11 protein-coding genes are annotated in these 12,862 nt (G+C 41.7%); 2 read left to right on the plus strand and 9 right to left on the minus strand.

The window, feature by feature from the left end; translation table 11 throughout:
• A complete protein-coding gene (locus tag RBB56_RS03570; RefSeq protein ID WP_306721030.1) occupies positions 1–969 on the plus strand; it encodes a TIGR01212 family radical SAM protein in 969 nt (322 codons plus the stop codon).
• Positions 970–985: 16 nt separating this feature from the next.
• The gene (locus tag RBB56_RS03575; RefSeq protein WP_306721031.1) at positions 986–1,456 is read left to right on the plus strand and encodes a DUF4364 family protein; all 471 of its coding nucleotides are present in this window, start codon (positions 986–988) and stop codon (positions 1,454–1,456) included.
• On the opposite strand, the gene RBB56_RS03580 is transcribed toward RBB56_RS03575, so the two are convergent.
• The 9 genes from RBB56_RS03580 to pdxA all read right to left on the minus strand — a co-directional run bounded on the left by RBB56_RS03580 (position 1,457) and on the right by pdxA (position 12,838).
• A complete protein-coding gene (locus RBB56_RS03580; RefSeq protein WP_306721032.1) occupies positions 1,457–3,274 on the minus strand; it encodes a DUF5722 domain-containing protein in 1,818 nt (605 codons plus the stop codon). It lies immediately after the preceding gene.
• On the minus strand, positions 3,275–4,600 hold the full coding sequence (locus RBB56_RS03585; RefSeq protein WP_306721033.1) for a replication-associated recombination protein A: 1,326 nt from the start codon (positions 4,598–4,600) through the stop codon (positions 3,275–3,277).
• Positions 4,601–4,798: 198 nt separating this feature from the next.
• Positions 4,799–5,170: a nucleotidyltransferase family protein gene (locus RBB56_RS03590; protein WP_306721034.1), complete on the minus strand. Its 372-nt coding sequence runs from the start codon at positions 5,168–5,170 to the stop codon at positions 4,799–4,801.
• 166 nt (positions 5,171–5,336) lie between these two features.
• A complete protein-coding gene (gtfA, locus tag RBB56_RS03595) occupies positions 5,337–6,749 on the minus strand; it encodes a sucrose phosphorylase (RefSeq protein ID WP_306721035.1) in 1,413 nt (470 codons plus the stop codon).
• A 103-nt stretch (positions 6,750–6,852) separates the two neighbouring features.
• Positions 6,853–8,025, minus strand: a complete 1,173-nt coding sequence (locus RBB56_RS03600) for a sialidase family protein (RefSeq protein WP_306721036.1) — start codon at positions 8,023–8,025, stop codon at positions 6,853–6,855.
• A 74-nt stretch (positions 8,026–8,099) separates the two neighbouring features.
• Positions 8,100–8,984, minus strand: a complete 885-nt coding sequence (locus RBB56_RS03605; RefSeq protein ID WP_306721037.1) for a carbohydrate ABC transporter permease — start codon at positions 8,982–8,984, stop codon at positions 8,100–8,102.
• 26 nt (positions 8,985–9,010) lie between these two features.
• Positions 9,011–9,958: an ABC transporter permease gene (locus RBB56_RS03610; protein ID WP_306721038.1), complete on the minus strand. Its 948-nt coding sequence runs from the start codon at positions 9,956–9,958 to the stop codon at positions 9,011–9,013.
• Between the two features lie 202 nt (positions 9,959–10,160).
• Positions 10,161–11,792, minus strand: a complete 1,632-nt coding sequence (locus tag RBB56_RS03615; RefSeq protein WP_306721039.1) for a hypothetical protein — start codon at positions 11,790–11,792, stop codon at positions 10,161–10,163.
• A gap of 23 nt (positions 11,793–11,815) precedes the next feature.
• Complete coding sequence (gene pdxA / locus RBB56_RS03620) at positions 11,816–12,838, minus strand: 4-hydroxythreonine-4-phosphate dehydrogenase PdxA (RefSeq protein ID WP_306722084.1); 1,023 nt, start codon at positions 12,836–12,838, stop codon at positions 11,816–11,818.
• Between the last annotated feature and the right edge of the window lie 24 nt (positions 12,839–12,862).

A 12,862-nucleotide genomic window follows, 5' to 3' on the forward strand; every position in this document is an offset into this window, starting at 1 on the left:
ATGAAACATGAGACGGAAGAAATATCTAAACAAAATAGAACCCCTGAAACATGGCATGGTAAACGCTATTATTCTCTGGATGCCTATTTTAAAAATACCTTTGGACATAAACTGAATAAAATTGCCATCAACGCCGGTTTCACCTGCCCGAATCGGGATGGTACTCTCGATACCCGTGGCTGTATCTTTTGCAGCGAAGGAGGCAGCGGGGATTTTGCTGTTTCCTTTCCTTCCATAGAAACAGACGCTCCTTACGTGGCTTATTTCCAATCCTATACAGGAACCTATGCTCCCATCGAGCGGTTGGAATCCATTTATGAACAGGCTCTGTCTAATGCCCATGTTGTAGGGATTTCTATTGCCACACGCCCGGATTGCCTTTCGGATGAAGTAATCGCTTTGCTCGGACAGCTCAAAGCCCGATATCCCCATAAATTTCTATGGGTGGAACTTGGCTTGCAGACTATTCATGAGGAAACGACTCATTATATCCGCAGAGGCTATGAGCTTGCATGCTTCACAAGAGGCATACATGCACTTGCCGGTCTGGAGATTCCCGTTATCGTTCATGTAATCTTAGGGTTACCCGGTGAAAGTGAAACGATGATGCTGGAAACCGTAGATTACCTCAACACGCTTCCTATTTCCGGCATAAAGCTTCAGCTTCTCCATGTACTGCGAGGAACTGATTTGGCCACCGATTACGAGAAAGGTCTATTCCCCGTTCTTTCCATGGAAGAATACCTTCATATTCTTATGAACTGCATCGAGCACCTTTCTCCCGAAACGGTCATTCACCGTGTGACCGGAGACGGTCCCAAAGATTTATTGATCGCTCCTATATGGAGTTCCCATAAGAAAAAGGTATTAAATGCTCTTCACCATCAAATGAAACTTACTAACTCCTATCAGGGAAAACATTGGAAAGGAACTATTTCTCATGCCTCAGGAACCTCTAACGCTTTATAAATTAATTATTCTATACATGCTTGACCGCGTGAACTTTCCTTTGACGAGCGCACAGGTAGGTGATTTTATTCTGGAAAAAGAATATACGAGTTTTCTCACTCTCCAGAAGGCAATTTCTGAGCTTACCGACGCAGGATTGATTTCCGCGCAGTCCATACGCAACCGTACTCATTTATTAATTACAGGAGAAGGCTTAAATACCCTCTCTTTTTTCGAGAACCGTATCAGCGATACTATCAAAGATGAAATCAATTCCTTTTTTAAGGATAATGAAATGGAACTTAGAAATGAAGTGTCGATTCTCGCTGATTATTATAAATCAACGACCGGAGATTATGATGCTCATCTTGTGGCAAAAGAAAAGAATACAAAATTAGTGGATATTACACTATCTGTACCTACAGAAGAATCCGCTGCAGCTATCTGTGACAACTGGCAGCGGAAAAATCAGCAAATCTATCAATATCTTATTCAACAACTTTTTTAATTACGGCCACTGTGAAATACCAATGATACCTTTCGCAAAATTCGTATATGATTCCGCCTCGTCTGTATCCATGTATTTATATACATTGTACGCATATTTCGGAGAACCGCCGGCATGATTCAGCCCTAGGGCAAGTCCCTGGGCAATCTCTTCTATCGCATCGGTCTGCCTGGAAAAGAGGATGGAATCGATATGAGGATTGGCTTCTGCCCGCTTATAAGCATATACGATTGCCGCTGCCTGCAATTCTTCTCCCTTTAGTGAGGTATATCCTAACTCACTCAATATAATGGAACGTACCTCTCCGCTTTCTGTAAGCATTTCCTTTCGTGACATATAATCCGTCACCACCTCAATATTATTCATCGTCACCATCGGCGTGTCCTGTGAATGCTTTACATATCTGGATGAATCCCATATCCGTGCAGAAGTTAGGGGCACGTTATAGGGATGAATCGCAAGTCCCCAATCGATATTCCCCTCCGCTTTTATCTGCCTGTTGAATTCGTCCAAGATATCCCTTGCATCATAATTGGTGGAACTGCTTATATTCCTGTCCCATTGCTGGTCTAAGGATATGTAAATATTACAGGCCGCATTGATGCTCTTAATTGAATTATAGAATATACGGTAGACCTCTACAAATTCTCTCACATAAGACTCCAGGCTTACATACGCCATATAATTCCATTCTTTCCTCGCGTTAATCTCATTCCCGATAATCCAATTCGCTACCAATCCACGTCCGTTAGCCGTTCCAGAATAACGCTCTGTAAGAAAGGCTCCTATTGCTGCCAAATATTCCGCACCGCTCTCATCCGTTCCGTTGAATGCGTAATAAGGCGCACTTCCAATCCCTGAACGAGCCTGCGGATGAATCAATTGTGGATAAGCCGGCGAAACATCATTAAGTATAATTGCATTTATTTCAATTCCTTTATTCGTCAATGTACTGAATACCAAATCATATTCAGACATCACTTGTCCATTGAACGCATAGCTTTTCCCGTTATAGGAATAATGAATCGTCGGATAGGTACCATCTGTGGTTTCCCCCAATATTCTGGAAACAGGAATATTATATGCAGCATGTTTGACTCCCAGGTCATCCAGCTCTGATGAACGCAGCTTGTTCGGATCTATAAGCAACCCCTTTTTCGTAGAAGGTTTGGCTCCATTGGACTTATATTTTGCCACCGCCTCAGGATTCATTATATATTGAAAGTTGCTTACCGCAATATACTCATCATCTTTCTTAACTGCGACTACGAATTTACGGAATACTCCGCTCTCCGTACCTGTAAAATGCCTCGGAAACCGAAATTCTACATTCGTATCCTTATATTCCTTTACAAGCGGGCTTTTATCTTCGGTAATCATATCCTCATAAGACCGCACAGCAAATAAATAATAGTATTTATCATCGCTGACCGGAATCTGGTCGGCCTTCGATTTTAATATTATTTTGCTCGTCTTATTATCGATAAGACAGGATTCTATCTGTAAGAAACTTGTTGTATTTCCCTCTTCCAGCTCTACAGAAGGAGGCCTGTTCTTAATTGCGTTTATCACGCTAAGTCCTGCTTCGATCGCAGATCGCAAGAGCGAATCTTCTCGTTCTTCCCGATCTTCTTTATCCGCCTCTTCTGCTGCTTTTAACGCTTCTTCCTCCGCTTTTAAAAGGGCTGCCGCCTCCGCAACTTCCGATTTCCTGTTTTCAGTAATAATATAAAAAGAAACTCCGATGCCCACTAACAAAACGATGCAGGCTACCGCTATTCCTATGATCAGTAATACCTTCTTCTTTTCTGCCTTCATCTATTCTGCCTCTTTTTTTATTCTTGCCATATGCTCTTTAATCTTCACTTCATACCCATTTCCTGTGGGACGATAGAATTCCTTACCGTTCAACTCATAGGGTAAATATTGCTGTTTCACATAATTGTTGGGATAATCATGTGCATATTTATACCCCGTTCCATGCCCCAACTTCGCTGCTCCCTTATAGTGAGCGTCCTGCAGATGGGGCGGTATCGGCAAATTACCCGTATCCTTCACCACTTGAAACGCATCTGCAACCGCATTCACAGCCGCATTACTCTTAGGTGCACTCGCTACATAAGAAACTGCCTGAGATAGAATAATCTGCGCTTCCGGCATACCTACTCTTTCTACGGCAAGAGCCGCGCTGACCGCTACCTGTAAAGCATTGGGATCCGCATTTCCCACATCCTCCGAGGCACAAATCATAATTCTTCTCGCGATAAAAGTTACACTTTCCCCTGCATAAAGCATTCTCGCCAGATAATAGACCGCCGCATCCGGATCTGAGCCTCTCATGCTCTTAATGAATGCAGAAATCGTATCGTAATGGTTATCGCCGGTCTTATCATAACGAATCACCCGTTTCTGTATACATTCCTGTATAACATCCAAGGTTAAATGAATCTTACCATCCTCACTCCGCCCTGTTGTCATAACGCCGAGTTCCACCGCATTCAATGCATGTCTTGCATCACCGCCGGATAAATCTGCCAGGAATTCCATCGCATCCGCATCGATAACAGCCTCATAGGCCCCCATCCCTCTCTCGCTGTCATAAACAGCCCGCTCAATAAGCACCTTAATATCTTCTCTCTCAAGCGGCTGAAGTTCGAATATGATCGAACGGGAAATTAACGCACTATTCACTTCGAAATAAGGATTCTCTGTTGTCGCTCCTATTAATATAATAGTACCATCCTCCACAAAAGGGAGCAGATAATCTTGCTGCCCCTTGTTAAATCTATGGATTTCATCGATAAAGAGTATGGTCTTCTTCCCATACATCCCTTGCGTATCCTTCGCCCCTGCTATCACCGCCTCCATATCTTTCTTCCCGGCAACCGTAGCATTAATCTGTGTGAATTCGGCGCTCGTCGTATTTGCAATAACACGGGCCAGTGTGGTTTTCCCCGTTCCCGGAGGTCCGTAGAAAATAATAGAGCTTAACTTGTCCGCTTTTATCGCACGGTAAAGCAGCTTATCTTTACCGATAATATGTTGCTGCCCCACCACCTCTTCCAGAGTCTTAGGCCTTAGTCTGGCGGCTAGCGGAGATTCCTTTTCCATATTTGTACTTCTCATATATTCAAATAAGTCCATACTCTTTCGCGTCCCTTTCCCCTAAATGTAACTATTCGATCCCCTCATAATTACCACATGTTCAATATTACCATATTATTTGGAGGCAGTACAATAGAATAAAAGGCATAATAAATTATTAAGTTGAAAGAAGCAGGTAATTAAACTAATTACCTGCTTCTTTCAACTTAAATTTAACTTTATATCTCATCAGTTCTTTTATGCTACCTTCCATAATACAATCCCCTCTTCTTGTATACTTCGATAAAACGGTAACACTTTTCCCCATTTTCCAAGATTTTTCCTTTCGATATCTATGATAGAAAAAATCTTTCCGTATTTTAAGTCCATATCTGTAGCCCATGCAATGAATCTCTCTCGTATTTCTGAGTCAAAATTATTATTTAAAACAATAGCGATATCAATATCACTCTCTTCCGTCGCCTGCTGCCTTGCCACAGAACCATATAATATAATTTGATAAATATTATCATTAAATATATCGATTAAGCCGCTTATCAACTCTTGAGTCATCTCATATGTCAACATATTCATCACTCCCTGTCTATTACACATATTGCCACTTTTCATTTTTATTATATCCTATTTATATTCTTTTGAATAGACAATCAGTATATTCTATATATATTTTGTATCTAAAAACGAAAAGAGCATAGCTTTTACACTATGCTCTACATTTCCATATTTCATATTTTAATTATTTTAAACTGTAAAGATTAAATAGCTATGCTTGTTTCTACTCAATATGAAAGCGATGTGATATTAAATCCGCATGCAGTGATATTTTTGCTTCCCCGAATGTTCTCGTCATAATGAGTTCATTCGGTGTAGGGAGTTCTATTTGTAAATCCGCTTCCAGCGCAAATGCAGGATGTGTATTTCTAAGCTCCATCAGCTCCCGCAGCTTTACAACGACCTCTCTTTTCATTTCCTGTTCTATTTCATCTATCGAATAATAATGTCTGTTAATATCTCGTCCGTTCTTCGTCTCCTCCATCAACTCGATATCATTTTCACCTGCCAGCATTCCTACATAATATACTTGCGGAATACCCGGTGCGAAGAATTGGATTGCTCTCGCCAATAAATAGGCATCATCATTATTCCCAAGCGCTGAATAATATGTGGTATTTACTTGATAAATATCCAGATTATTATAAGCCGCCGTATTATATATCTTCTTCACATTGGCACCTTTGGAGAACATCTGCTCTTTCACCTTATCGATATCTTCATCCGGAATCAAATCTTTCACATCCACGATTCCTATACCGTCATGAGTATCCAGTGTGGTAAATTGCTTCTTAGGGCTCATTTCCATCCATCGCTTCAGATATTTTCCTTCGCCGTTATACAGAGCGTGAAGTACCAACACGGGTAAAGCGAAATCATAGATCCAGAAGCCCTGCTCCGCTATCTTCAACTGAATGCTATAATGCTCATGAATTTCAGGAAGTATCTCTACTTTATAGGGCTTCAGCACATTTTCTATTTCATGCAGCAGTTCCCATATATCCGGTTCCACGAAGAAGCAATTTGTATCCGGCTTCTTTACCGCATAAGCAAAGGCATCCAAACGAATCATAGAGGCTCCTTTTTCCGCCATATCAACAAGGGTATCTTTGATAAAGTTCTTCGTCTTCTCTTTTGTGATATCCAGGTCTATTTGCTCTTCACAAAAGGTACACCATACCTTTTCGGTGGTACCATCGGCGAAGTATACATCGATATACGGCGCTCTCGGCTTCCTCTTATAAATAAGGTCTACCTGTTCTTCCGTAGGCTCTCCGTTCTCCCAAAAGTCCTTATAGCGGATAAAAAAGTCTTTATACTCCGATGCTTCCTTTTTTTCCTCAAAGTCTTTAAAGTATTCCGAGCTTTTGGAAATATGGTTCACCATAAAGTCAAACATCAAATAATATTTTTTTCCCAGTTCGGACACGTCTATAAAGTCCCCGAAAGCTTCGTCCACTTTATCATAACGCATAGGCGCAAATCCCCGGTCTGCCGATGAGGGAAAGAAGGGAAGGATATGAACGCCTCCCACCGCATCCTGATACCATGTATCCAAAACATGCTGCAGTTCCTCAATATTTTTTCCCAGACTGTCCGCATATGTTATTAACATAACCTTATTGTCCAAAACCACCTTTTCCTCCTATCTGAACCAAGTACCGAAGTATTAATCATTAATATTCACAGCCCAGCCAACACGATGTCAAAATTGCATCTCTACACAGTTTTGCGAATGCTTAAAATCTCTGGCAAACCCATGCCGGATTGCCTTCCGCACCGGTCAACTTTTCTTTACCGCGAATCCATTCCTCTGTAACTGCCGCATACTTCACACATCTTCTCGTTCCCCAGCTATATGCCACATGAATGGTTCCGTCTTTTCCCTGCATCATTACCGGATACTCATAACGCCTATTGTTAATATCATTCCATGTACCGGTAAATCCTTCTCCATGCTCTATAATTCTTTGGTAAGGCCATGTCACGCCGCCGTCTTCCGATATAGCAAGAGTAACCGGGCATCTTTGAAAAGGCCACACTGTCTTCCCTACTTCATCATTATATTTTACAGGATTATATACGAGCGCGATCGCTCCACTTTCCAGTTTGATCGCGGAAATACTGGAATTGTTATTCGGAAGTTCCGTACGTACAGGGCTTGTCCAGCTATCACCGTAATCTTCCGACATTGCGATATAAATATGATCCGCGAACCGACTGCGGAAAATAGCCACCAGCTTTCCTGCTTCTTTTTCTATGATATTGGCATGTACGCGTCCTGCGCTGTCCGGTATTTCTACCTCTCTCCAAGTTTTTCCCTTATCATCGGATATTTGAACTACCGTAATATCGCTGCCGTTACGTGTCTCATCGGAAAAACATATCCAATTGCCGAAGATCCATCTTCCGTTGGATAATATTTGAATCTTCTGCCTGCAGAAGGAGCCTTCCCTGGAAAACATAGTTTCTGTCGGCCTCCATGTATATCCGTTATCGTCGGATTTCTTACAACGAATCTCCGCCGTGTATTGTAAGTTGAAATTAGGATTCATATCTGCCGTACGTGCTGTCTGCGCCGTATACATCACCCATATTTCCCCTTCCGGTGTCAGAAATAAAGATGGATTCTGCTCCGAACGGCTGGAATCATCCGATATTTTAACCGGTACTGTCCACTTGCTTTCCCCATGATTCAACCGGGATAACACAATACTGATATCCGCATTACCTTCGTCCGATCCTGCAAACCAACAGCAAAGAAGATCCCCGTTCTCAAGCTCCAGAAGGTCGGCCGCATGACAGCTCACATATGGATTGGGAATTAAGGCTTCCACTGTATCTAGTAAATTATTATGATATAAAGCTCCATTTTCCTCTAATATATTTAATTCTATATATTCTCTGCTCATCTTTTCCTCCGTTTTGAATCGATATATTTTAATCCTACGATACCTACGTATTGCTACGCATTTTGTGGTATTACTTATCCTTTTACTGCGCCTATCAAAATACCCTTTTTGAAATACTTTTGTACAAATGGATATACGCATACAATCGGTACTAACGCTACAAATACAGCCGCAGCTTTTAAGTTCTGCTGATTTAAAGTGACACCGTTTTGCAATGTATTTTTAAAGGTAGTACCGGCTGTTCCTTCCGTAATAACCACCTGCTTAAGCACCTGTTGAATCGTTTTTAAACTCTCTGATTTTAAATAAATCTGCGGATTCAAATACTGATTCCATATGGATACCGCATAGAACATTGCGATAGTCGCTACAATCGGCTTAGACAAAGGAACAAATATTTGAGACAATATCTTAAAATCATTCGCTCCATCCATAAAAGCCGCTTCCTCCAGTTCTCCGGGCAATCCCTCCAGAAAAGTCTTACATATAATTAGAAACTGAGTATTAATAGCACCGGGAATAATCATAACCAGAGGGTTATCCACAAGTCCTAAACCGCTGTAAATAATGTATTGAGGGATAATGCCGGCTTCAAATACCCATGTTATAACAAACAGGCTCATAATAAAGTTCCTTCCCTTCACCCTCGGTCTGGAAAGAGCGTATGCTGTAAAATAAGTAAACACAACGGAACAAAGTGTTCCCAAGAGCGTATAAACAAAAGAGTTTTTCAGCCCTGTAAAAACATTCAATTTTTTATTCGTAATAATATATTTAAAAGCTTCCAGATTAAATCCCTTAGGTAAGAAGGTAACCTGTCCTCTGGCCAAAAAGGTACCGTCGCTGCAGGCCACAAAGAAAATGTATAAAAATGGATATACGCACATGGCTGCCACTAATAGTAATATCGTATTATTTATAATATCAAAGGATTTTATTTGCTTTTTATTCCTATTCATTCTTTGCACTTATGCCACATCCTTTCCTAGAACAATCTGGTTTCGGAATATTTCTTTGCCAATTTGTTCGCAATGATAACTAGTGCAAAGGCAATTGCCGACTTCACAAGATTTACTGCAGTACCATAACTATAGTCCGGGAACCCCGTTGACTGAAATGCAATTCTATATACATAAGTCTGTATAACATCCGCCGTCTCATAGACACTCTGGTTGTACATAAGCAGGATTCGGTCCAAATCGACAGTAAATACATTACCGATACTAATAATCAGCATAGTTACTATCGAGGTGGAAATTGACGGCAAGGTAATATGGAACATCTTCTGCCAGCGGTTCGCTCCATCCGCTTCCGCTGCCTCATAAAGGGCAGGATCGATGGAAGTCATTGCCGCCAGATAAATAACGGCTGAATAACCAAATGTCTGCCAAATTTGAAGAAAAATATACAACGGCCTGAACCATTCAGGCTTTGACATAAAATAAATCGAGTCTCCCCCAAAGGCTTTTATCACAATATTTACTAAACCATAAGAAGGAGAAAGTAAGGTGTACATAATACTCACCATAACAGCCGATGAAATAAAGTACGGAAGAAAACTCAAGGACTGTACCGAATTTCTCACAAATTTTACTCTCACTTCATTTAAAAACAGCGAAAAGATAATAGGAATGGGAAACACCACCACGATGGACAGCACAGCAAGAATCACTGTGTTCTTTATTAATTTCAGCATATAAGCATCCTGAAAAATCCGTGCAAAATTTTCAACCCCTACCCATTTGCTTCCCATTATGCCTTGAAATGCGCTAAAATTCTGAAACGCAATTACCATACCTCCTACGGGGCCTAATTTGAATAAAATCAAACTTAACACACCGGGCAGCAGCAATAGGTAAAGTACATAATTTTTCTTAATATCTTTTGCGAACCTCACAGGAAGGCTCTCCACATTTTTTCTTTTCGTCTTCACAGGTATACTCCTTTATGCCGGAATATGCACTTCACGTGCATATTCCGGGCTTATAATGCTGTTACTATTCACAGCCACTATTCCGCGAAGTCAAAATCGCTTTCTATGTGATTTTGCGAGTGCTTCGGGCGCCAAATTGCATGTTCTTTATGCAATTTGTGTGATATTGTTGCTGTGAACACCATAGGTGTGAACAGTAACTCTATTCTCCGTAAGTGCTACGGAATGCTTCTAACTGAATTTCTTCTATTCTGGATAATCCTAAGTCATTCATTTCCTGCTGGAAATCAGACCACTGATCCAAAGGTCTCGTTCCGTTGATGAACTGTGTAATACCTGCAATTTCCGCATCATATACGGAAGACACAAGGTTCGTTATCTCCGCCATTTGATCATCTGTGTAAATGATGTTATATGCAGGATGCAGATTATCATCCGTAAGCAGGCGGTTTGCAGCTTCCACTACCAGCGGACCATTCCATGAATAGAATGCTGTACTGTCAATCGGTTTTACTACTGTCATTCGATCGCTTAAGAATGACCATCTGGGTTCCCCTTCCGGAGTCGCTTCTTCTGCAGAATAGTCAACAATAAACTGTTTCTTTCCATCTACTGTCTCGAAGCTCTCGCCTTCTATTCCCCAGTTCGATAGAACTTGTCCTTCTTCACTGTAGAAATAATCGATGAACTGTAAAATAGTAATTGCTGTTTCTTCACTTACATTCGCATTAATCGATGTTGCAAGCTTCTCATTGTACGGAAGGTCTGTCTGTATCTTCATCGTATTTCCGTCTTTATCCTTCAGATAATCGAGAACAACGATGGAATAATTCGGATCAGCCTCCGGTCCTCCGTTATCCATAAACCATTGAGGACGTGTATAATAATCGAAAGAAAATGTTGCATCTCCGTTTATCATAGCCGCTTCCCAATCTCCCTCACCGAACGCTCCGGCAATCCATTCCGGATTGATCAGGCCTTCATCATACCAGGTTTTCATCGTTTCAATCATCGTATACGCTTCGTCCGCCATAATATCGAAGCCCTGGTCTTTCGCATGATTTAAATAAATACCGTTGGATTCTTCTGCCGAGATATTATTTTCACAACCGAACCATGCCTGAAAACGTACATAAGAGTCACGGCCTGACAGCGGATAGTAATTCGGATTGTCTTTACCATAATGATCTTTTAAGGCGCGTAAGGTTTCTGTAAAGTCATCTACTGTTACAATATCTGCAGGTGCAATTCCTACTTCTGCCAAATGATCCTCTCTTCCGAAAAGGAAGTCTGCTAAAACAGGAGTCTCCTTAGGCAATCCATAAATACTGCCATCTTCCGTCGTTACCAGATTAGTATAATCCGGGTTCGCTTCCAGATAAGCCTGTAAGTTAGGCGCATGTTCTTTAATTAACGGAGCCATATTTAAGAATGCTCCCTGCGCACCATACACGTTAGACTGTGCTAATTTACACATTGTTGCATCAGGTAATGTCTTGCTGATCAATCTCTGATCCACTTCAGCATAAACATCATCGAACTCTTCGGGACCTACTACGTATTCCACGCTTATCCCGGTTCTTTTTTCCGCTTCTGCATACCACTTCAATTCTTCGATCCAGCCGATATAAGTGGAGCGCATAAACATTGTATAACTTCTTGTTCCTTCCGCACCTGTGTTTTCTGTATCCGCTTGTGCGGTATTTTGCGCATTCTTCACAGGTTCCTGTCCGGCTCCTTCGTTCGTATTCGCCGAACTTCCACAGCCCGCTAAAGCTGTGCCCAGCATTGTGATTCCCAACAATACAGCCGTTGCTTTTTTAATACCTTTCATAACTTTACCTCCGTTTTTTTAATTTATACTATTCGGTTCTGCTCATTGGAATTTAGCGCAAAACCGATTGCATACTCTATCGCATTTATAAGACTTAGTTCATTCGCACTTCCTTTGCCCGCTTGGTCGAATGCCGTACCGTGGTCTACGGATGTTCGTATAATAGGAAGTCCAAGGGTAATATTAACCCCTTCTACCGCATCCCATTTCTGTGCTTCTTCGTTATAAACGAAGCCTGCCATTTTTAATGGAATGTGTCCCTGATCATGATACATGGCAACTACTATGTCATACCATCCGCCTTTTGCCTTGGAGAACACAGTATCAGGGGGAACCGGCCCATCCACACAGATTCCTTCCGCCTTAGCTATCTCTATAGCAGGTGTAATTTCTTCTATCTCTTCCCTTCCGAAAAGACCACCCTCTCCACAATGGGGATTCAGTCCGGCCACCGCTATTTTGGGCTTATTTATTCCCATGCTCCTACAGGCTTCATCCGCAATGCGAATCACCTCCAGTACACGTTCTTTCTTCACCCGGTCACAAGCCTCTCTAAGAGATACGTGGGTTGACACATGTACTACTCTTAGATTGTGATGGGCGAGCATCATCGTATACTTCTTCGTTCCTGTATATTCCGCATAAATCTCTGTATGCCCCGAAAAGTGATAACCTGCCAGATTGATCGACTCCTTGTTCAGAGCATTGGTAACCGTGGCATCTACTTCCCCCTCCATTGCCAGCTCAATTACCTTTTTCACATATCCGAACGCCGCGGCTCCAGCCATTTCTGATACTTTCCCAACCTCTAACCAGTCGATATCCACCAACCCCATATCCAATACATCGATTATTCCATGTCGGTATAGCCCTTCCTGAGGATTCGTTACTTGATGCACTGTTATATCCTTATAATTCAGCTTATGCAGCGCCCTTTCCATTACCAGAGCGTCTCCAATAATAAGGGGGCGGCACTTCTCGTATATCTCCGGTCTGCATAACGCCTTCACCGTTATCTCCGGTCCGATACTCGCCGGATCTCCCATTGTTATACCAATGATAGGTTTCAT

The organism is Kineothrix sp. MB12-C1 (assembly GCF_030863805.1).
In the GTDB taxonomy this organism is placed as follows: Bacteria; Bacillota; Clostridia; order Lachnospirales; family Lachnospiraceae; genus Kineothrix.